Genomic DNA, 20,902 nt, shown 5'->3' on the forward strand with positions numbered 1-20,902 from the left:
GCGCTTCTGAGGCGATTCTTCATACTGTGTTCATTTTCAAAATGCTGCTGCAATGTGATTTTTAAATGATTGATGCTGAAATAAAATAAATAATCAGTGATTTATTTTGTTGTGCAGCTCAAAGGAAAGATGAATCGGGGTGGTGGGCACGCTCCTGCCATGGGGCGGATGCGGCGGCAGATTATCCCGGTGACGGCTCAACGCATCACGTAACCATGCTGTCAGATGGCAAACAACCAGTATGTGATTGGGGTGTTGCCCGTCATGGGCAGTGCAACGCCGCCTGCGGTCTGCTGTTGGGCCCAGCAACTCGTATGTGATGGAGATGCCGCTCGTCAGAGGAGCCGCGCGAGTGGCCTGTGGTCTGTGGTGCCTGCACCCGCAACCCGCATTTGACAGGAGGTGCACGCTCTCATGGGGTCAGCGCGAAGTGGTCTGCGGTCTCCTGCTCCAGTGCCAGCAACCAGCGCTTGATGGGGATGCCTCCCCCGTAGCCGGTCAGTTCACCGCTGCGCCCTATGACCCTGTGGCAGGGCACTATGATGCTGAGGGGATTGCGGCCGTTGGCGGCGCCTACCGCCCGCACGGCCCTGGGGTTGCCGATGGCCTCTGCAATCTGGAGGTAGCTGACGGTCTCGCCGTAGGGAATGTCGCACAACGCCTGCCACACGGCCTGCTGGAATGGTGTGCCCGTGGCGGCCAGGGGGAGATCGAAGCGCCGCAGGCGGCCGGCAAAGTAGGCGGCAAACTGCTCGACGAAAGGGGCAAGGGCGACATCATCCCGCTGCCACTCCGGTTGCGGCAGGACGGGGCGCTCCCCTTGCATGAATTCCACGTGGCGCAGCCCGGCCCCATCGATGGCGATGAGCAGGGGCCCCTTGGCACATTCACAAAAGCTGTACTGCATTCTCTTGTCCTCGGGCTTGTGGCAGGTCACTCCAGCACGGGCTTGCCGCGGGTGGATTTGATCTCTCCCTTGCGTTTCTTGGCATCGACCCGCTTGCGTTGGGAGCTGCGGGTCGGCTTGGTGGCGTGGCGGGCCTTGGGGCGCCACGCGGCTTTTTTCAGCAGCTCGGTCAGGCGGATCATGGCCTCCTTGCGATTCATGTCCTGGCTGCGATGGGTCTCGACCCTGATCTGGATGAAGCCGTCGTGAACCCGGCTGTCGCTGAGCCGCTCCAGTCCCTCCTTGTAGAGCGGCGGCAGGCTGGGGGAGTCGCGATAATCGAAGCGCAGCCAGACGGCGGAGTCGGTCTTGTTGACGTGCTGGCCGCCATTGCCCTGGGCCCGCATGGTCTGGAATTGCAGTTCATGCCAGGGGATGATCACGCTGTTGGAGATGACTAACATGGGGTGATGCTCTCATTTGGTGCATCAAGGGAGTCTGGTGCAGCTTGGTGCCTCATTATGGGGCGAGATGCGCTTCCTTGGTGATCCTGAGCCTTTCTGGCTCAGAGTGTCATATCTATCTATATGAAAATAAACGATAAAAATACTTGGCACAAGAATTGATGACCCATTCGTGACATACCATGGATTGGGAGCAACCAGATGAAGCTGATTACTGCGATTATCAAACCTTTCAAGTTGGACGACGTGCGCGAGGCCATCGCCAACTTGGGGGTGGAAGGCCTGACCGTCTCCGAAGTGAAGGGTTTTGGTCGCCAGAAGGGGCACACCGAATTATACCGGGGGGCCGAGTACCAGGTCGACTTTCTGCCGAAGGTGAAGCTGGAGATCGCCACCGCAGACGAGAACGTCGAAGGGGTGATCGAGGCCATCTGCAAGGCGGCCTATACCGGCAAGATCGGTGACGGCAAGATTTTCGTCTATGACCTGCTGCAAGCGGTGCGTATTCGTACTGGTGAGAGCGACGACGAGGCGCTCTGAGTACGCTCCTTTGCCCGGCCGGGTCGGGCAAAGGTCCGGGCAGGTTCTGCCGACAGTGTGAATGGGTGGTCGTCGAAAGACCGGATGGGATTCCATCCGGTCTTTTTGTTTGGCCGCTGATTAAATAGATCGTTCCAACCCAGCAAACCGCCTTGATCCTCTCCTCCCGATTCATGCAGAATGCAAACGAAAATAGTTATCACTCTTTACGCAGACAAGGAACGGATGATGAAAATGAAGATGTTGGCACTGGCTTTCTCCACGCTTGTCGCCCAGTCGGCGTTCGCCGCCCAGGAGGTAAACGTCTATTCGAACCGTCAGGATGAGCTGATCAAGCCCATCATCCAGCAGTTCGAGAAGGAGACCGGGATCAAGGTCAATGTGGTGTTTGCCAAAGAGGGGCTGAACGAGCGTCTGGAACGGGAAGGCAAGCTCTCTCCGGCCGATCTGATGCTGACCGTGGACATCAGCCGTCTGACCGAGCTGGTGGACAAGGACCTGGTGCAGCCGGTGGACAGCAAGACGCTGCAGGAGAACATCCCCTCCATCTATCGCGATCCGGACAACCGCTGGTTCGCCCTGACCACCCGGGTGCGTGCCATCTACTCCAGCAAGGAGCGTCTTGGCAAGCTCGACACCATCCGCTACGAAGATCTGGTCAAGCCTGAATTCAAAGGAAAAATTTGTACCCGTAGCGGCAAGCACGAGTACAATGTGGCGCTGGTTTCGTCCATGATTGCCCATCACGGCATGGCGGATACCAAGACCTGGCTGGAAGGGGTCAAGGCCAACCTGGCGCGCAAGCCCCAGGGCAACGACCGTGATCAGGTCAAGGCGATCAAGGACGGCATCTGTGATGTCTCCCTGGGCAACAGCTATTACCTGGGTGCCATGTTGAAGGACCCGGCGCAGAAGTCCTGGGCCGACGCGGTGGAGATCAACTTCCCGAACCAGGGTGATCGCGGTGCCCACGTCAACGTGAGCGGCGTGGCCATGACCAAGTATGCCAAGAACAAGGACGCAGCACAGAAGCTGATGGAGTTCCTCTCCGGGGATACCGCCCAGCACATGTATGCGGATGTGAATGCCGAGTACCCGGTCAAGGCAGGGGTCGAGCCTTCTGCCATGGTCAAGTCCTGGGGCACGTTCAAGTCTGACCCCATGCCGGTCAGCGATTATGCCAAGCACCGCAAGGACGCCTTGCAACTGCTGGATGAAGTGAAATTCGACTTGTAATCAGATGGGGCCAACGGCCCCATCAACTTCTGTGGACTCATGAAACATTTTGGATGGATTGCCGGCAGCTGGGTCACCGCTCTGCTGCTGGGTTTGCCGGTACTCGCCCTGCTCTTCTCCGCCTTCTCGGCTGATGGGGAACTGTTTGCCCACCTCGCCGATACCGTACTGCCCGACTATCTGCGAAACACGTCCGGCCTGGTGCTGGGGGTGGTCTGCCTCAGCCTGCTGTTCGGAGTGCCCACCGCCTGGCTGGTGGCCATGTGCGAGGTGCCGGGGCGCCGCGCCCTGCAATGGGCGCTGATGCTGCCCATGGCGATGCCCTCCTATATCGTTGCCTACGTCTATACCGACCTGCTCGACTACTCGGGCCCGTTGCAGGCGGGGCTGCGTGCCCTGTTTGGCTGGCAGGGACCTGCCGACTACTGGTTCCCGGCCATTCGCTCCCTCGGGGGCGCCGCCTGGGTGCTGGCGCTGGTGCTCTTCCCCTATGTCTATCTGCTGGCACGGGCCTCCTTCCTGGAGCAGTCGGTGAGCCTCATTCACTCCAGCCGTTTGCTCGGCTGCACCCCCTGGCAGAGCTTTCGCCGCTTGAGCCTCCCCCTGGCCCGTCCGGCCATCATGGTGGGGGCATCTCTGGTCGCGATGGAAACTCTGGCGGACTTTGCCACCGTCCACTTCTTTGCCATCAACACCCTGACCACCGCCATCTACGACACCTGGCTCGGCTACGGCAGCCTGGCGACCGCCGCCAAGCTCTCCTGTCTGATGCTGCTGGCGGTGGTGCTGCTCATCGCGCTGGAGCGCCGCTCCCGCCAGCGCCAGCAGGTGTTCCAGAAGTCCATGGGCTTCGAGCAGCCCCTGCGTTACCCCCTCGGGGGCCTGAGGGGCGTGCTGGCCGGGCTCTGGTGCTGGGGCCTGGTGCTGGCGGGGTTCGCCCTGCCGTTCGTCATCCTGCTCGATTACGGGGTGCGTTACTTCGCGCTGTCGTGGACGCCCGAATTCGTGCGCTTTGCGGGCAACAGCCTCGCCATCTCGGCCCTGACCGCCCTGCTGGCCATGGGCATCGCCCTGCTGCTCGGCTTCTTCCGTCGCCTCGATGGGGGGACTCGCAGCCTGCTGCCCCTGCGCCTCGCCGCCATGGGCTATGCCATGCCGGGGACCGTGCTGGCCATCGGCGTGCTGGTGCCGCTCACGGCCCTTGATTTTGGCATCAACGATCTGGCCGAGTGGCTCGGGATGCCGGGCCCCGGTCTGCTCCTGACCGGCACCCTCACCGCCATCGTGTTCGGCTATCTGGTGCGCTTCGTGGCCATCGCCATCGGGTCGGTGGAGAGCAGCATGAGCAAGATCTCCCCCAGCCTCGACATGGCGGCCCGCTCTCTGGGGCAGGGGGCGGGCGGCATGCTGCGTCGCATTCACCTGCCGCTGGTACGGCGCGGCCTCTTTGCCGGCGCCATGCTGGTGTTCATCGAATCCATGAAGGAGCTGCCCGCCGCCCTGCTGCTGCGGCCGTTCAACTTCGAAACCCTGGCGACCCACGTCTATCAGTTCGTCTCGGACGAGATGCTGGAGCGGGGGGCGCTCGGTGCCATCGTCATCGTGCTGGTGGGGCTGATTCCCCTGCTGTGGATCAACCGTACCCTGGATGGTCCAGGCCATTGAGCGGCCCCGTCCGGCATCACTACGCGAGAGGAAAAGAACCTTGTCCTGCCTGAATATCGAGAAGGTCAGCTGTCACTACAATGGCCGCCCCGTGCTGGAGCAGCTCTCCCTGCAGGTGGCCGACAACGAGATCGTCTGTCTGCTGGGGGCCAGCGGCTGTGGCAAGACCACGCTGCTCAAGGCGGTGGCCGGTCTGCTGCCCCTGGCCCAGGGGGAGATCCGGCTGGGAGAGACCCTGCTCGATGCCCCCGGCGTGAGTGTGCCGCCGGAGGCCCGCCATATCGGCATGATCTTCCAGGATTACGCTCTCTTTCCTCACCTGACGGTGGCCGAGAACGTCGGCTTCGGCCTGACCGGGCAGGATCGCGGCAGCCGCCTGCAGCAGGTGGAAGAGGCGCTGGCGCTGGTCAACCTGCAGGGATTGGGGGAGCGCTATCCCCATCAGCTCTCCGGCGGCCAGCAGCAGCGGGTGGCCATCGCCCGCGCCCTGGTGTGCAAGCCGCGCCTGATGCTGCTGGACGAGCCCTTCTCCAACATCGACACCCAGGTGCGGATGAAGCTGATCCTCGAGATCCGCACCCTGCTCAAACAGCAGGGCATTGGCGCCATCTTCGTCAGCCACAGCAAGGAAGAGGCCTTCGCCTTCGCCGATCGGCTGGCCCTGTTTCGCGCCGGTCGCATCGAGCAGGTGGGGGAGCCGGAGCAGCTCTATCGCCGCCCCGGGAACCGCTTCGTGGCGGAGTTTCTCGGCGGGGTCAACTATCTGGCGGCCGAGGTGGTGGACAGCCACTGCGTGCAGACCCTCCTTGGAACCATCTGCGGTCAGGAGCCCCATGGCCGCGCGGTGGGGGAGCGGCTGCAGCTCATGCTCAGACCCCAGCAGTTGGCGCTGACGGCGGCGGATGACGGTGAGCTCCGGGTGCGTGAGCAACAGTTCCTGGGCCATCACTGCCGGGTACTGGTGGAGTGTGGCGGCCAGCAACTGGAAGCCAGCATCGGTGAGCCTCTGGAAGGGGAGCGCGCGCGGGTGACCGTGGCGCCTCATGCCCTGGTGTTGTTTGACCCCTTGCCCTGAGTGCGTGGTATTGTCGTGAAATCAATGAACTGGAAGCGCGCTGGTTTATAATCGCGCCACGCCCATAGCCAACGCACTTGGAGAGAGACATGAAAGCCCAAGCCGGGATCTGCGCAGAGCCGAATCTGCACGCCCTCTATCTGATGTTCAATCGCACCGGTGACGCCGCTGCCCTGACCTCCCGCCTGGCCAGCCTGCCAGCACTCTGGGAGGCGGTGAGCGCCGACTTCCCCGATGCTGCCTTCAGCGGTCTGGTCGCCGTCGGGGCCGACGCCTGGGATGATCTCTATCCTGCCGCCCGGCCGCCCCAGTTCCGCGGTTTCATGGCGCAATCCGCCAACGGTCAGGAGGCCCCCAATACCCCGTTTGATCTCTTCGTGCAGTTGCGTGCTGATCGGGTGGACGTGCTGCATCATGCCGGTCATCGCGTCATGGCCCTTCTGGCCGGGCTTGTTGAATTGGCCGAGGAAGTCCGCGGTTTTCGCAACCAGGATTGCCGGGATCTGACCGGTTTCGTCGACGGCACCGAGAACCCGCAGGATGAGCACCGCGCCGTGGTGGCGTTGCTGGACGGCGGCGAGTTCGCCGGTGGCTCCTATATCCACGTGCAGCGCTGGGTCCACGCCATGAGCGACTGGGAGAAGCTGGCCCTGAAGGAGCAGGAAGACATCATAGGCCGCACCAAAGTCGACAACATCGAATACGAGTCCGCCGACAAGCCGCTCACTTCCCACATCAAGCGGGTCAACCTCAAGACCCCGAAGGGGGAGTCCATGGAGATCCTGCGCCAGAGCATGCCCTGGGGCACCATGAGCGAGCAGGGGCTCTACTTCATCTCCTGCTGCCGCACGCCGCTGCACTTCAACGCCATGCTGGCCAGCATGTACAAAGGGGAAGGCAGCCACTTCGATCACCTGCTGCGCTTCACCCGGGCGGTGACCGGCGCGGCCTTCTTCGCCCCTTCCGTCGATTTTCTGGTGGCCGAGGGCAAATAAGCCCGGCCTGCCGACCGCTCAAAACAAAAAATCCCGGCCAAGGCCGGGATTTTTGTGCGGATCGCCCAAGGCGACCGGATCAGGGCGTCTGCTCGAACAGCTCGAGGGCGGAGAGGTAGAGCTCCTCGATGTCGGTATCGCTGGTCGGGGTGATGAAGATGGTGTCATCACCGGCGATGGTGCCGAGGATCCCTTCGGCCTTGCCGAGGGAGTCAAGCAGGCGGGCGATCAGCTGGGCTGCGCCGGGGCTGGTGTGGATCACCACCAGAGCGCCGTTGTGGTCGACATCCAGCACCAGGTTCTTGAGGGGGCTGGAGGTGGTGGGCACGCCCAGCTCCACCGGCAGACAGTAGACCATCTCCATCTTGGCATTGCGGGTGCGAACGGCGCCGAAGCGGCTCAGCATGCGCGAGACCTTGGATTGGTTGATGTTCTCGAAGCCCATCTCTTGCAGGGCAGTCACTATCTCTGCCTGGGAGCCGAAACGCTCCTCTTTCAGCAAGGCTTTAAAGGCCTTGGCCAGTTTTTCTTGCTTGTCGTTATGTTTCATCTTGGACTCACGAATGAGGGGAGTGACCGCCTGTCACGCTCAGGCGGCAGATACGAACAGCGCTGCTATTTTGCATTCATATGCCTGTTTTGGCAAGGAAGCGGCGCTTGTTCTGCATATTGATTCAAATATAGCTTGCATCAACTTATGCTGGCGCTAGAATCAGGACGAAATTTTGAAAACTTATTCAATTGGGCTGTATGGGTATCGAATTAATCGGCATCGAAAAATCCTGGCACAAGGTGCCGGTACTGCAGCAGGTGAGCTTTCGGACTGCTCCCGGCGAGACCTTGGTATTGCTGGGCCCGAGCGGGGCAGGCAAGAGCTCTCTGCTGCGCATGATGAACTTGCTGGACACGCCGGATGCCGGTGTGTTGCGCATCGCAGACTGTGAATTTTCTTTCCCGTCCAGCCTCTCTACTGCCGAATTCAACCGTCAGGCACAGGCGCTGCGCCGCAAGGTGGGCATGGTGTTCCAGCAGTACAATCTGTGGCCGCACCTCACCGTGATGGAGAATCTGATTGAAGCGCCCGTCAAGGTGCTCGGCATGAGCCGCGACGCGGCCATCGAGAAAGGGGCCTATTTGCTGGCCCAGCTGCAACTGGCCGACAAACGGGACGCCTGGCCCGCACGGCTTTCCGGTGGCCAGCAGCAGCGGGTCGCCATTGCCCGGACCCTGATGATGGATCCCCAGGTGCTGCTGTTTGACGAACCGACGGCTGCCCTGGATCCCGAAATTACCAAAGAGGTGGCGGAGATCATCCGCACTCTGAGCCAGACCGGCATCACCCAGGTGGTGGTGACCCACGAGGTGGAGTTCGCCCGCAAGGTGGCCAGTCAGGTGATCTATCTGGAGAAGGGGCGGATCATCGAATCCGGCACCGCCGCCATCTTCCAGTCCCCGCAAACCAGCCGGTTTGCCGAATTCTTGATGCATTGATATTGAGTCGATAAGGAAGCTGTCATGAAAAAGAGTCTGTTGCTGATCGCCGCCATGGGTCTGCTGAGCACTTCTGTGCTGGCCAAAGAGATCAAGTTCGCCACCGAGGCAACCTATGCGCCGTTCGAATACCTGGATGACAAGAACGAGTTCCAGGGCTTTGACATCGATCTGGCCCGCGCTGTCTGCGAGCAGGCCAAGCTGGAGTGCAGCTTCCACAACCAGGCCTTCGACAGCCTGATCCCCAGCCTCAAGTTCCGTCGCTATGATGCCGTCATCGCCGCCATGGACGTGACGCCGGAGCGGGCCGCCCAGGTCGACTTCTCCGACATCTATTACGAGAACTCCGCGGTGTTCGTCGCCAAGAAAGAGACCTTCAAGGGGCCGGACGATCTGGTGGACAAGACAGTCGGCGTGCAGAACGGCACTTCTCACCAGTCCTATCTGGTGGACAACTGGGTGAGCAAGGGTCTGCTGACCGTGCCCTACGCCAGCTACCAGAGCGCCTTCCTGGACATGATGAATGGCCGTACTGACGGCGTGTTTGCCGATACGGCGGTGGCCGCCGACTGGCTCAAGCAGCACAAGGAATACGCCGTGGTCGGTACCCCGGTGACCGACGCCAAGTACTTCGGTACCGGTTTTGGCATCGCGGTGGCCAAGGGCAACCAGGAACTGCTGACCCAGCTGAACAAGGGGCTGGCCGAGATCAAGGCCAACGGCACCTATCAGAAGATCTATGACAAGTACTTCGCGCAGTAAGCCATGTTGAGCCTGTTGTTGGATGCAGCCTGGATGACCCTCGGGCTGGCCCTGGCATCCCTGGTCGGTGGCATGGTGCTGGCACTGGCATTCAGTGCGGCTGAGTTGAGCAAGCAGCGTGCGTTGGTGTGGCCCGTGGCCACCCTGACCACCTTGATCCGTGGTCTGCCCGAGTTGCTGGTGGTGCTCTTCATCTACTTCGGCTCGACCCAGGTGCTGTTCCTCATCACCGGGGAGTATGTGGAGTTCAGCCCGTTCGCCTGCGGTGTGCTGGCGCTCTCCCTGCTGTTTGCGAGCTACGCCACCCAGACCCTGCGTGCCGCCCTCAATGCGGTGCCCCCTGGGCAGCGGCTGGCGGCGCAGGCGCTCGGCTTGGGCAAGGGGCACACCTTCTTTCGCATCGTGCTGCCCCAGGCCTGGCGTCACGCCCTGCCCGGGCTCGGCAACCAGTGGCTGGTGCTGCTGAAAGACACCGCCCTGGTCTCCCTCATCGGGGTGAACGAGATGATGCGTCAGGCACAGATGGCTTCGGCCAGCACCTATCAACCCTTCACCTGGTACGCCGCTGCCGCCCTCATCTATCTGGCTATTAGTCTGGTGAGTGAATTCGGTTTGAAGCAGGCGTCCCGCTATACCCGCCGTTACGGAGGCTGACCATGCAGGATTACCTGATGACCCTGCTGGGAGGGCTGGCGATCACCCTGCAGCTCACCGCGTTCAGCTTGTTGCTGGGCGTGCTGATGGCGGCCGGCATGACCTGGGTGCTGGAGCGTCGCATTCCGGTGGCGACCCAGCTGGTGCAGCTCTGGGTACTGGTCTTTACCGGTACGCCGCTGCTCATCCAGATCTTCCTCATCTACTACGGGCCTGGCCAGTTTGAATGGCTCAAGGCGGGGCCGCTCTGGCCGCTGCTCAAGCAACCCTGGTTCTGCGCCGTGCTGGCGCTCGGTTTCAATACCGCAGCCTACTCCACCCGGCTGTTCAAAGGGGCGCTCGACGCCATCCCCGCCGGTGAAGTGGAGGCCTGCCGTGCGCTCGGCTTCTCGGCCGGACAGACCCTGTGGATGAAGACCCGCCATGCCGCCCGTCGGCTGGTCCCCGCCTATTCCAACGAGGTGATCCTGGTGCTCAAGGGGAGTTCGCTCGCCAGTACCATCACCATCATGGACATCATGGGGCTGGCCCAGCGTCTCAACGCCCAGACCTATGACACCCTGGCGGTGTTCACCGTGGCCGGAGCGCTCTATCTGACCATGAATGGATTGTTAACAATTGGTTTCCGCTGGTGTGAGCGTCGGGCACTGGCTTTCCAGTCCTGAAGCAGTCACATTTACCTCTTAATGATGAGGGAAGCACAGGAAATCTGTGTCTTTCCTCCCATTTATCGCATATTCCTCTCCGCTTTCATCGCCGCTTGTTCCCTGGCTCACAGAACCCGTGATTACAACTGTTATCAGATTGTTTTTTAGGAGGGGATCCTTTAAGGTGAGGCGCACAATAAGAATCAGCGTTAACCCAACTAGAAACAACCTTAAACCTACGCTTAGACATGGAGTTGATCATGAAAGTTGCCGTTCTGGGTGCCGCCGGTGGCATCGGCCAAGCCCTCGCTCTGCTGTTGAAAAACCGCCTGCCTGCCGGTTCCGAACTGAGCCTGTATGACATTGCCCCGGTCACTCCGGGCGTGGCGGCGGACCTGAGCCACATCCCGACTGACGTGAAAGTAAAAGGTTTCTGCGGTGAAGATCCGAGCCCGGCTCTGGTCGGCGCCGATGTCGTGCTGATCTCTGCCGGCGTGGCGCGCAAGCCCGGCATGGACCGTTCCGACCTGTTCAACATCAACGCCGGGATCGTCAAGAACCTGGTGGAAAAGTGTGCCGCTTCCTGCCCGAAAGCACTGATCGGCATCATCACCAACCCGGTCAACACCACGGTCGCCATCGCCGCCGAAGTGCTGAAGAAAGCCGGTGTCTATGACAAGCGTCGCCTGTTCGGCGTGACCACCCTGGATGTGATCCGTGGCGAGACCTTCGTGGCCGAGGCCAAGGGCCTGAACGTTGACAAGGTACGTGTCAACGTCATCGGCGGTCACAGTGGCGTGACCATTCTGCCGCTGCTCTCCCAGGTTGAAGGCGCCAGCTTCACCGCTGAGGAAGTGGCTGCCATGACCAAGCGCATCCAGAATGCCGGTACCGAAGTGGTGGAAGCCAAGGCCGGTGGCGGTTCCGCCACTCTCTCCATGGGTCAGGCAGCCTGCCGTTTCGGTCTGTCGCTCATCAAGGGTCTGCAAGGGGAAGCCAACGTCATCGAGTGTGCCTATGTGGAAGGCAACGGTGAGCACGCCACCTTCTTCGCGCAGCCGGTGCTGCTCGGCAAGAACGGTGTCGAAACCGTGCTGGACTACGGCAAGCTGAGCGCCTTCGAGCAGGAAGCGATGGACAGCATGCTGGCCACCCTGAAGGCCGACATCCAGCTGGGCGTCGACTTCGTCAAGTAAGTTGCTACGTCGACCGCAAGGGGAGCCCAGGCTCCCCTTTGTCATTTTCGGGGCTGGGTGTGGCGGGCTAAGGAGATGGCCCTGGCTGCCGATAACAGAAGGCAGCAGGAGATCCCTATGATGAAACCAAGAACCCTCATCGCCATTATCGGTGTGTGCAGCTTACCCTTGCAGGGGGCGGAGTCCACCTCGGCCGCCGCGTCCAGCCAGGCGGTGGCGGCTGCAGCCGCGCCGCCATCCGCGGCGTCTGCCCCCTTGTCACCGGCCTCATCATCGGCCCAGCCAGCCCTGACGCCAGCCTCTTCTGTCGCCACGCCATCCCTCCCTGTGTCAGCAGCGCCAGCCCAGGCGCCATCCGCATCCGCACCTGTACCGTCCGCACCGGCAGCTGCGCCGCTGCCCAGGGCGACGACGCAGGCATCCGCTGCTGCGGGAGAGTTGCAGGCCGTGCCGCTTTATCGCCAGGACGAACTGCTCAACTGGATAGAGCAGGGGCGCCATCTGGCCCGGGTGAAGCAGGACAGGTGCCAGCTCACCCAGGATATCGAGGCGCGGGCCTCGGTGATGAAGATCCCTGCCTATCAGTTCCTCTGGGGAGACATGCTGGCCTGGGGAGTTTGCACCAAGCCGGACGCCCAGATCGGGGTGCAGTACATGTGGGAGGCCGCCAACCAGGGGCTGGCGCCGGCGCTGGAACAGCTTGGCCGCTATTACTGGAAGGGGATCCTGGTTCAGAAGGATCTGGTGAGGGCCGAGACTCTGATGCGGGAAGCCGCGAGCCTCGGCTTCTTGCGGGCACAGATGGAGTGGGTGGAGATGTTGCTGCAGGGCATGGGGAGTCCCCTGGATTACGAGGAGGCGTATCACTGGCTGCACGGCGCCGTCATCGGCGACAAGGCCATGCACCAGAAGGCGGCGAGCCTGCTCAGCCGGCTCGGCAACCGGATGCCCGCCAATGCCATCGCCCGTGCCAAGGCGATGCACTGAGTTCTGGTAGCCCGCTTTGATATTACAAGGCCCACGAAGCTGTGCTTGTGGGCCTTGTGCATTTTCCCGGTCAGGGGAGGGATCAGAGGCCCTGATGGGGGCCGAAGACCTCGTAATGCATCCGCCCTGCAGGCACGCCCACATTCTCCAGCTGAGCTTTGACTGCTTTCATGAACGGGACAGGGCCGCAGAAATAGTAGTGGGCGTTGGCCGGAATGAGGTCGGTGACCTGCTCCAGCGCCAGAGTGCCGCTGAAGTCGTAATCCTCTCCTTTGACATCCTGCTCCCCCGGCTCCCGATACCAGATCCGGCTCTCCAGTTTCCCGTATTGCCTGCTCTTTGCCCGGATCTCGTCCCTGAACGCGTGGTGGGCGCCATGTTCGCAGGCGTGAAGCCAGCGAATATCCATATCCGGGCCCTCGGCCAGCAAGTGGTTGAGCATGCTCAGCATGGGGGTGAGGCCGACCCCGGCGGAGATCAGCACCACGGGCGTGTCTGTCTCCTCTTGCAGGAAGAAGTCACCGGCCGGCGGCATGATGTCGACCGTGTCACCGATGTGAAGATGATCATGCAACAGGTTGGAGGCCTGCCCCCTGGGTTCGCGCTTGACGCTGATGCGGTAGTCGCGGCCATTGGGGGCGTCCGAGAGAGAGTACTGGCGGATCTCCTGATGCTCGAGGGCAGGATGAACCAGCTTGATACTGAGATATTGCCCCGGTTTGAAACGCAACACGGGGTTGCCATCGAGGGGAGCCAGGACGAAAGAGGTGATGAGTTCACTCTCCTGACGCTTCTCCTTGATGATGAAAGGGCGGGTTCCCTGCCAACCACCGTCCTGGCTTGCCTTCTCCCGATAGAGCTCGCTCTCCCGGCCGATAAAGATGTCGGCCAGCACACCGTAAGCCTTGCCCCAGGCGGTAAGGACCTCCTCCGTGACAGCGTTGCCACCCATTTCTTTGAGCGTGGCCAAGAGATGACTACCCACAATGTGATATTGTTCCGGCTGGATCAGGAAACCCGTATGTTTGTGGGCGATGCGTTCAACGGCTCCGGCCAGGGCCCCCAGATTGTCAATGTTCCTGGCATAGGCCGCCACCGCACTGAACAGTGCCAAGGGCTGTCCCCCGCTACGCTGGTGAGCCAGGTTGAAGAGATCCTTCAACTCGGGATTGTGGCTGAACATGCGCTGATAAAAGTGCCGTGTGAGGTCAGGGCCCGCCGATTCGAGCAAAGGAATGGTGCTCTTGATGACGGCGATGGTGGCTTGGTCTAACATAGGAGGTCCTTTCTAATTGAACATCTGGAATGTCACTTATTAAGTTGCATCCTAAATGTTTAATTGATCTGGATCAATCATCAATTCTTCGCGCTAGGCGCTACAGGCACTATGAGACTAACGAGCTATACCGATTTTGGATTGAGAGCCCTGCTCTATCTGGCCACCCTGCCGGAGGGGGAACTGTCGAGCGTGGCCAAGGTATCCGCCTTGTACGACGTATCCCGCAATCACATGGTGAAGGTGGTGAACCAGTTGGTAAAACTGGGCTATCTGCAGTCACAACGCGGCAAGAATGGTGGCATCCGCATGGCGCGCTCCCCCGACGAGATCAATATCGGGCAAGTGATCCGGGCGTTGGAAGGCAATCTGGACGGGATCGACTGCAGCTCCCCGGTCTGCCATATCGTCTCCGTCTGTCTGCTCAAGAGTGCCTTGAAGGAGGCGATGAACGCCTTCCTCGCGGTGATGGATGGTTATACGCTGCAGGATTTGCTGGCAAACCGTGACGAGTTGCAGCAGGTGTTCGGTGAGCTCATCCCCACTCTGGTGCTGGAGCCGGATGACGAGAGCGAGTGAAACAAAAAGGCTGCCATTGGCAGCCTTTTTTCAATCCTCGTACCCTGAATCGTCCCGGTACAGGTGCGGCATGATCCTCGCCATCTTCACCATGTTGTTCTCCACTTCGAGAATCTCGATAGGGTAGCCCGCCAGCCTGACACTGATGTTGGGTTGGGGGATCTCCTCAAGGTACTCCAGGATGGCGCCATTGAGGGTCCGTGGGCCGTCCATGGGCAGGTGCCAGTCCATCTCCTTGTTCAGCTCGCGGATGCTGGCGGAGCCTTCAACCAGGAAGGAGCCGTCCGGCTGGGGATGGATCTCGTCACTCGGGGTTGGTGTCATGGAGGTGGTGAAGTCACCGACAATCTCTTCCAGGATGTCGTCCAGGGTGATCAGCCCCTGAATATCGCCATATTCGTCGACGATAAGGCCAATTCGCTCCTTGTTGCGCTGGAACTTGGCCAACTGCACGTTGAGGGGGGTCCCCTGGGGGATGAAATAGATGGGGTCGACTTCCCGCAGCAGGCTGGACTTGCTGAACTGATCCCGGGCGACCAGTCTCAGGGCGTCCCGTGAGTGCAGGAAGCCGACGACGTCATCGATGTTGTCGCGATAGAGCAGGATCTTGGTGTGGGCGCAGTGGGCCAGCTGGCGCAGTATGATCTTCCAGTCGTCATTGATGTCGATGGCGGAGATCTCGCTGCGAGGGACCATGATGTTCTCCACCGTCATCTTGTCGAGATCCAGGATGCTTATCAGCATCTCCTGGTGGTGCTTGGGAATGAGATTGCCCGCCTCGTTGACGATGGTGCGCAGCTCTTCGGAATTGAGGGAATCATCCTTGTTGTGCTCGAGACGCAAGAGTTTCAGCAGCAGGTTCGTGATGCTGTTGATGAGCCAGACAAGGGGGGCGAACGGCACCATCAGCCCCTTGAGGATCCAGGAGGCAGGGTAGGCTATCCGCTCGGGGAACATGGCCGCCAGTGTCTTGGGGGTGACTTCCCCGAATACCAGTACCACCAGGGTCAGCCCGAAAGTGGCAATGGCGACGCCGAGATCCCCGAACAGCCGGATGCAGACGATGGTCGCGATGGCGGAGGCCAGGATGTTGACCAGATTGTTGCCGATGAGAATGAGGCCAAGCAGGCGGTCCGGCCTGGCCAGCAGCTTCTCGACCCGGCGGGCAGCTTTGTGCTTGGTCTGGGCCAGATGCCGCAGCTTGTAGCGGTTGAGCGACATCAGACCGGTTTCGGAACTGGAGAAGAAGGCTGACAAAAGGATCAAGATAACGAGAACAATCAGCAATGTACTCGTTGAGATACTGTCCAAGAAGGGCTCCTGTAAGGATGGTTGGGGAATGTTCGTATGTCAGCTAAGCAGCACTTCCTTGACGAAGCGGCTGCCAAAATAGGCCAGTGTCAGGATGAAGCTGCCGATGAGGCTCAGCATGATGACCTTGCGGCCGCGCCAGCCACGGGTATGGTGGCCCCAGAGCAGCAGAGCGTAGACGCACCAGGCCAGGATAGATAGGATGGCCTTGTGGGACTTGCCCTGGGCAAACATGTCTTCCAGGAAGAACAGGCCGGATGCGATGGAGAGAGTCAGCAGCAGCAGACCTGCGGAAATGAGCTGAAACAGGCGCTTCTCCACCGTCATCAGGGGTGGCATGGCTGGCAGGTGGCTGATCTTTCTGGATTTCAGTTGCCTGTCCAGGCAGGCAAGCTGGAGGGCAAACAAGCAGGCGATCATCAGTACCGAATAGGCCATCAGCGCGAGGCCTATGTGCAGCAGTAACTGGGGGTGCGCTTCCAGATGGGTGATGTAGCGCCCGGGAATGAGCGCGCTGGCTGCCAGCAGCAGGGCTGAAAAACTGTAGACGACGGGCAGCAGGATCCAGCCGTTGAAGCGTCGGGTGACGCAGGTCATGAAGCAACTGATGATAAGGCTGACCAGGGACGCCACGTTCAACATGCTGAGATTCTGGCCGGAATGGGTGGCCAGCACTTCGCTGCCCACCGCCATGCCATGGGCGGTCAGGGCCAGGCCGACACAGGCGAACAGCAATACTTGCCCGACGGGCTTGGCGCTGAGCAGAAGGTGCAGTGAGGCGATGATGGCCAGCAGGTAAAACGCCAGGGCCAGAACAGAGATCACGATCATAACCAGGTCGTTGTCAAACAAGCTTTATGGATAAGAGGGGCAGTATACCTTGCACAAGATATGCTCGCCAGTTGTGCCAGAGGCTAACTGCCCACATATAAGTAGGCGTTGATGGTCACCCTGCGGCGAATAATCGTCCTCCGGCGTTGACTGGGGTATACTGCCCTCCATTGTTGACCTGCCCGCTCGATGGCAGGCCGCCGCGGCAAGCGGCGAGTAATCGTCCCTAGAGTGCTGACCGGGGTATAATGCCCTCAGTGTCACGCCAAGAACCGGAAAGCGTCATGTTTGAGAATTTGACTGAACGACTCTCGCGCACCCTGCGCAACGTCAGCGGCCGCGGCCGTCTGACCGAAGAGAACATCAAGGATACCCTGCGCGAAGTCCGCATGGCGTTGCTCGAGGCGGACGTCGCCCTGCCGGTGGTGCGCGATTTCGTGGCGCGCGTTAAGGAACGTGCCGTGGGCCAGGAAGTGGCCAAATCCCTGAGCCCGGGCCAGGCCTTCATCAAGATAGTCCATGGCGAACTGGTCACCGTGATGGGGGAGGCCAACGAACAGCTCAACCTGGCTGCCCAGCCGCCGGCCATTATCCTGATGGCAGGTCTTCAGGGGGCCGGTAAGACCACTACGGTCGGCAAACTGGCCAAACTGCTCAAGGAGCGCAGCAAGAAAAAGGTGCTGGTGGTCAGTGCGGACGTCTACCGTCCGGCGGCGATCAAGCAGCTTGAGACCCTTGCGGGCGACATCGGTGTCGACTTCTTCCCGAGTGATGCCAGCCAGAAACCGATCGCCATTGCCACTGCCGCCATCGATCAGGCGCGCAAGAAGTTCTATGACGTGGTGATCGTCGATACTGCCGGTCGTCTGCACGTCGATGGCGAAATGATGGCGGAGATCCAGGATCTGCACGCCACCATCAAGCCGGTCGAAACCCTGTTCGTGGTGGATGCCATGACAGGCCAGGATGCTGCCAATACCGCCAAGGCCTTCAACGAAGCGCTGCCGCTCACCGGTGTGATCCTTACCAAGGCAGACGGTGATGCCCGCGGTGGTGCCGCCCTGTCGGTTCGCCATATCACCGGCAAGCCGGTCAAGTTCATCGGTATGGGTGAGAAGACTGACGCGCTGGAGCCGTTCCATCCGGATCGTCTCGCCTCCCGCATCCTCGGCATGGGGGATGTGCTCTCTCTCATCGAAGAGGTGGAGCGCAACGTCGATAAAGAGAAGGCGGCCAAGCTGGCCAGCAAGGTCAAGAGCGGCAAGGGCTTCGACCTGGAAGACTTCCGTGAGCAGCTGGCCCAGATGCGCAACATGGGTGGCATGATGGGGATGCTCGACAAGCTGCCCGGCATGTCCGGCCTGCCGGACAACATCAAGGATCAGATGGATGACAAGCTCACCGTGCGGATGGAGGCCATCATCAGCTCCATGACGCCGAAAGAGCGTGCCCATCCCGATCTCATCAAGGGCTCCCGCAAGCGCCGTATCGCGGCGGGCTCCGGCATGCAGGTCCAGGATGTGAACAAGCTGCTCAAGCAGTTCACCGAGATGCAGCGCATGATGAAGAAGATGTCCGGCAAGGGCGGCATGCGCAAGATGATGGGCCAGATGAAGAACATGCTGCCCCCCGGATTCGGTGGTGGCGGTCGCGGTCCGTTCTGATTTTCCTGCTGGTCAGGCAGAAAGGCTCACCCTGGTGAGCCTTTTTCATGCCAATCCCTGCGCAAAAAATAGCTGGCTTGGTTGCAATTATTACGAATCCAAGTAGAATTACGCGGCTTATTTTAAGCTAGGGTCTGCGTATTTGCAGGCCTTGTTCATTAGATGTTTATGAGGACGATATGGTAACCATTCGTTTACAACGTGGTGGCGCGAAAAAGCGTCCGTTCTACCAGGTAGTAGTTGCTGACAGCCGTAACGCCCGTGACGGTCGTTTCATCGAGCGCGTCGGTTTCTTCAACCCGGTTGCTGCTGGTAACGCTGAAAAGCTGAACCTGGACCTGGCTCGTATCGAGCATTGGGTTGCTACTGGTGCCGCTGTTTCTGACCGCGTTGCCAAGCTGATCAAAGACGCTGCCAAAGCTGCTTAATCAGCCAAACGGTAGGGAGTTAAGGTGGAAAAACCTGTAGTTCTGGGCACCCTGGGGACCGTTTACGGGATCAAGGGCTGGCTTAAAGTGAACTCCTTCACCGATGTTGCCGAAGCGATTTTCGATTACAACCCCTGGCTGATCAATCAGAACGGGGCGTGGCGTGAAATCCGGGTGTCATCCTGGAAGCGTCACAACAAGGGTCTGATCTGCAAACTCGATGGTATCGATGTGCGTGAGGATGCCCTGGCATTGACCAACGTCGAGATTGGCGTCCCCGCCGATCTGTTGCCTGCGTTGCCCGAAGGGGAGTTCTACTGGCGTGACCTCATTGGTTGCACCGTGGTAACCACCAAGGGATACGACCTGGGCAAGGTGACCGAATTGATGGAAACCGGCTCCAACGATGTGTTGGTGGTTGAGGCCAATGTAAAAGATGCCTTTGGTGCAAAGGAGCGGTTGATACCGTTCCTGGAAGAGCAGGTGATCAAGAATATTGATCTGACTGCTCGAACAATCGAAGTTGATTGGGATCCTGGTTTCTAGTTTCCCGCGCTAACACGGGTGCCGGAGGTTTCTTATGTGGATTGGGGTCATTAGCCTCTTCCCGGAAATGTTCCGAGCCATTACCGAGCACGGGGTAACGGGTCGGGCCGTCAAGAGTGGCCTGCTGCAGATTGAGTGCTGGAACCCTCGGGACTTCACCCACGACAAACACCGTACGGTCGATGATCGTCCTTATGGTGGTGGGCCCGGCATGTTGATGATGGTTCAGCCGCTGCGTGATGCCATTCATGCAGCCAAGCAAGCGGCGGGAGACGGGGCGAAAGTCATCTATCTCTCTCCTCAGGGACGCAAGCTGACTCAAGCGGGCGTGACCGAGTTGGCGACGAATCAGAAACTGATTCTGGTCGCCGGTCGATACGAAGGTATCGATGAGCGCGTGATACAAACCGAAGTCGACGAAGAGTGGTCTATCGGGGATTACGTGTTAAGTGGTGGCGAGTTGCCTGCCATGACCCTGATCGATGCGGTTTCGCGTCTGGTCCCGGGGGTCTTGGGTGATCAGGCCAGTGCCGAGCAGGACTCCTTCACGGATGGGCTGCTGGATCATCCCCACTATACTCGGCCGGAGGTGTTGGATGGGCTGACGGTGCCCGAGGCGCTGACAAGCGGCAATCACGAAGTGATTCGGCGCTGGCGACTCAAGCAATCGCTCGGACGAACCTGGCAGAGAAGGCCGGAACTTATTAACAACCTAGCTCTGACTGACGAGCAAGAATCACTTCTTGCCGAGTATGTCCGCGAAGTGCGTGACAGCGTTAAGTAGAGTTTTCAGTTTATCCTAGGTAAGGAAAGACAATGAGCAAGATTATTCAGCAGCTTGAACAAGAGCAACTGCGTACCGACATCCCGGCTTTTGCCCAGGGCGACACCGTACGTGTTCAAGTTCGTGTTAAAGAAGGTGGTAAAGAGCGTCTGCAGGCTTTCGAAGGCATCGTGATTGCCAAGCGTAACCGCGGTCTGCACTCTGCTTTCACCGTTCGCAAGATCTCCAACGGCGAAGGTGTTGAGCGTGTATTCCAGACTCACTCTCCGCTGATCCACAGTGTAGAACTGAAGCGTCGTGGTGATGTTCGCCGCGCCAAACTGTACTACCTGCGCAACCTGTCCGGCAAAGCTGCTCGTATCAAAGAGAAGCTCAACTAATTCGATTCGAATTGGTGTCGGTATGTCGGCGAAAAGCTCGACAGGTAGTGAAAAGGCTCGCCAATGGCGAGCCTTTTTTGTATCCGTGTGCGGGGTATTGGCTCAACTGGGCTGGCTGACCCGCACCACAGAGTTATCACGCCCGAAGGGGCCAGGCACGTAGTCGTCCGCCTCCCAGTCGTTGTCATAAAGGGTTTCACCATCGGGTTGCACTAGCTGATAGCAATACTCGAAATGGCTGGGGCCATCGGTCGGCAGGTTGAGTGTCGCCTTGAACTCCCCGTTTTTCATCCTCTTCAGTTCAATGGGCTGCCACTGGCTGAATTCACCCAGCAGCAAGACCTGCTCGGCATCACCGGCGGCCTCCTTTTCGACGGCAAAGGTCACCTTGACCTCGGGACGCGATTTGAGGAATTGCTTGTTGATCGGCATATGGACTCCTTGTCACTGGTTGCGAAGAAAATAGCGCTGGTTATTTTTATATCACTTTATGACAAGGATGTGA

At 59.9% G+C, this 20,902-nt stretch carries 24 protein-coding genes; 17 read left to right on the forward strand and 7 right to left on the reverse strand.

Annotation, left to right across the window (positions count from 1 at the left end):
• Positions 1-412: 412 nt before the first annotated feature.
• Complete coding sequence (locus ACPW74_RS00420; RefSeq protein WP_010673066.1) at positions 413-907, reverse strand: methylated-DNA--[protein]-cysteine S-methyltransferase; 495 nt, start codon at positions 905-907, stop codon at positions 413-415.
• A 26-nt stretch (positions 908-933) separates the two neighbouring features.
• Entirely contained in the window at positions 934-1,350 is a 417-nt protein-coding gene (gene arfB / locus ACPW74_RS00425) for an alternative ribosome rescue aminoacyl-tRNA hydrolase ArfB (RefSeq protein WP_279981086.1), read from the reverse strand.
• A 201-nt stretch (positions 1,351-1,551) separates the two neighbouring features.
• Here arfB and glnK point away from each other — a divergent pair, with 201 nt between their 5' ends.
• From glnK to ACPW74_RS00450, 5 genes are all read left to right on the forward strand, one after another.
• Positions 1,552-1,890: a P-II family nitrogen regulator gene (glnK, locus tag ACPW74_RS00430; protein ID WP_005332325.1), complete on the forward strand. Its 339-nt coding sequence runs from the start codon at positions 1,552-1,554 to the stop codon at positions 1,888-1,890.
• A gap of 228 nt (positions 1,891-2,118) precedes the next feature.
• A complete protein-coding gene (locus ACPW74_RS00435) occupies positions 2,119-3,126 on the forward strand; it encodes a Fe(3+) ABC transporter substrate-binding protein (RefSeq protein ID WP_039039971.1) in 1,008 nt (335 codons plus the stop codon).
• A gap of 39 nt (positions 3,127-3,165) precedes the next feature.
• Positions 3,166-4,791, forward strand: a complete 1,626-nt coding sequence (locus ACPW74_RS00440) for an ABC transporter permease (RefSeq protein WP_279981087.1) — start codon at positions 3,166-3,168, stop codon at positions 4,789-4,791.
• A gap of 40 nt (positions 4,792-4,831) precedes the next feature.
• A complete protein-coding gene (locus ACPW74_RS00445; RefSeq protein ID WP_104455236.1) occupies positions 4,832-5,866 on the forward strand; it encodes an ABC transporter ATP-binding protein in 1,035 nt (344 codons plus the stop codon).
• A gap of 89 nt (positions 5,867-5,955) precedes the next feature.
• A complete protein-coding gene (locus tag ACPW74_RS00450) occupies positions 5,956-6,861 on the forward strand; it encodes a Dyp-type peroxidase (RefSeq protein WP_039039974.1) in 906 nt (301 codons plus the stop codon).
• 79 nt (positions 6,862-6,940) lie between these two features.
• Here ACPW74_RS00450 and argR read toward each other — a convergent pair whose 3' ends face one another.
• Positions 6,941-7,411, reverse strand: a complete 471-nt coding sequence (gene argR / locus ACPW74_RS00455; RefSeq protein WP_005308670.1) for a transcriptional regulator ArgR — start codon at positions 7,409-7,411, stop codon at positions 6,941-6,943.
• Between the two features lie 200 nt (positions 7,412-7,611).
• Between argR and ACPW74_RS00460 the strand changes: the two genes are divergently transcribed.
• From ACPW74_RS00460 to ACPW74_RS00485, 6 genes are all read left to right on the forward strand, one after another.
• The gene (locus ACPW74_RS00460; RefSeq protein ID WP_041210949.1) at positions 7,612-8,352 is read left to right on the forward strand and encodes an ATP-binding cassette domain-containing protein; all 741 of its coding nucleotides are present in this window, start codon (positions 7,612-7,614) and stop codon (positions 8,350-8,352) included.
• A gap of 24 nt (positions 8,353-8,376) precedes the next feature.
• Positions 8,377-9,114 (forward strand): arginine ABC transporter substrate-binding protein, encoded by a 738-nt coding sequence (locus ACPW74_RS00465; protein ID WP_010673073.1) that lies wholly within the window; start codon positions 8,377-8,379, stop codon positions 9,112-9,114.
• A gap of 3 nt (positions 9,115-9,117) precedes the next feature.
• On the forward strand, positions 9,118-9,768 hold the full coding sequence (artQ, locus tag ACPW74_RS00470) for an arginine ABC transporter permease ArtQ (protein ID WP_042014905.1): 651 nt from the start codon (positions 9,118-9,120) through the stop codon (positions 9,766-9,768).
• Between the two features lie 2 nt (positions 9,769-9,770).
• On the forward strand, positions 9,771-10,433 hold the full coding sequence (gene artM / locus ACPW74_RS00475; RefSeq protein WP_010673075.1) for an arginine ABC transporter permease ArtM: 663 nt from the start codon (positions 9,771-9,773) through the stop codon (positions 10,431-10,433).
• Positions 10,434-10,675: 242 nt separating this feature from the next.
• Positions 10,676-11,611 (forward strand): malate dehydrogenase, encoded by a 936-nt coding sequence (gene mdh, locus ACPW74_RS00480; protein ID WP_010673076.1) that lies wholly within the window; start codon positions 10,676-10,678, stop codon positions 11,609-11,611.
• Positions 11,612-12,007: 396 nt separating this feature from the next.
• Entirely contained in the window at positions 12,008-12,598 is a 591-nt protein-coding gene (locus ACPW74_RS00485; protein ID WP_029313773.1) for a tetratricopeptide repeat protein, read from the forward strand.
• A gap of 82 nt (positions 12,599-12,680) precedes the next feature.
• Here ACPW74_RS00485 and hmpA read toward each other — a convergent pair whose 3' ends face one another.
• Complete coding sequence (hmpA, locus tag ACPW74_RS00490; protein ID WP_039039977.1) at positions 12,681-13,874, reverse strand: NO-inducible flavohemoprotein; 1,194 nt, start codon at positions 13,872-13,874, stop codon at positions 12,681-12,683.
• Between the two features lie 111 nt (positions 13,875-13,985).
• On the opposite strand from hmpA, the gene ACPW74_RS00495 reads away from it, so the two are divergent.
• Positions 13,986-14,453, forward strand: a complete 468-nt coding sequence (locus ACPW74_RS00495; protein WP_039039978.1) for an Rrf2 family transcriptional regulator — start codon at positions 13,986-13,988, stop codon at positions 14,451-14,453.
• Positions 14,454-14,483: 30 nt separating this feature from the next.
• On the opposite strand, the gene ACPW74_RS00500 is transcribed toward ACPW74_RS00495, so the two are convergent.
• Positions 14,484-15,764, reverse strand: a complete 1,281-nt coding sequence (locus ACPW74_RS00500; protein ID WP_010673081.1) for an HlyC/CorC family transporter — start codon at positions 15,762-15,764, stop codon at positions 14,484-14,486.
• A gap of 39 nt (positions 15,765-15,803) precedes the next feature.
• Positions 15,804-16,595, reverse strand: a complete 792-nt coding sequence (locus tag ACPW74_RS00505; RefSeq protein ID WP_279981089.1) for a cytochrome C assembly family protein — start codon at positions 16,593-16,595, stop codon at positions 15,804-15,806.
• Positions 16,596-16,879: 284 nt separating this feature from the next.
• On the opposite strand from ACPW74_RS00505, the gene ffh reads away from it, so the two are divergent.
• The 5 genes from ffh (at position 16,880) to rplS (ending at position 20,397) form a co-directional block, all read left to right on the forward strand.
• On the forward strand, positions 16,880-18,259 hold the full coding sequence (gene ffh, locus ACPW74_RS00510; protein WP_010673083.1) for a signal recognition particle protein: 1,380 nt from the start codon (positions 16,880-16,882) through the stop codon (positions 18,257-18,259).
• A gap of 179 nt (positions 18,260-18,438) precedes the next feature.
• Entirely contained in the window at positions 18,439-18,687 is a 249-nt protein-coding gene (gene rpsP / locus ACPW74_RS00515) for a 30S ribosomal protein S16 (RefSeq protein WP_010673084.1), read from the forward strand.
• A 24-nt stretch (positions 18,688-18,711) separates the two neighbouring features.
• Entirely contained in the window at positions 18,712-19,233 is a 522-nt protein-coding gene (gene rimM / locus ACPW74_RS00520; protein WP_039039979.1) for a ribosome maturation factor RimM, read from the forward strand.
• A gap of 34 nt (positions 19,234-19,267) precedes the next feature.
• Entirely contained in the window at positions 19,268-20,017 is a 750-nt protein-coding gene (trmD, locus tag ACPW74_RS00525) for a tRNA (guanosine(37)-N1)-methyltransferase TrmD (protein ID WP_010673086.1), read from the forward strand.
• 32 nt (positions 20,018-20,049) lie between these two features.
• Entirely contained in the window at positions 20,050-20,397 is a 348-nt protein-coding gene (gene rplS / locus ACPW74_RS00530; protein WP_005313505.1) for a 50S ribosomal protein L19, read from the forward strand.
• Positions 20,398-20,499: 102 nt separating this feature from the next.
• Here the strand turns inward: rplS and ACPW74_RS00535 are convergent, their stop codons facing one another.
• Entirely contained in the window at positions 20,500-20,829 is a 330-nt protein-coding gene (locus tag ACPW74_RS00535; protein WP_103260846.1) for an isoamylase early set domain-containing protein, read from the reverse strand.
• Positions 20,830-20,902: the final 73 nt, after the last annotated feature.

Origin of the sequence: Aeromonas sp. INTO2, assembly GCF_049860605.1 — a bacterium.
Classification (GTDB): domain Bacteria; phylum Pseudomonadota; class Gammaproteobacteria; order Enterobacterales; family Aeromonadaceae; genus Aeromonas; species Aeromonas caviae.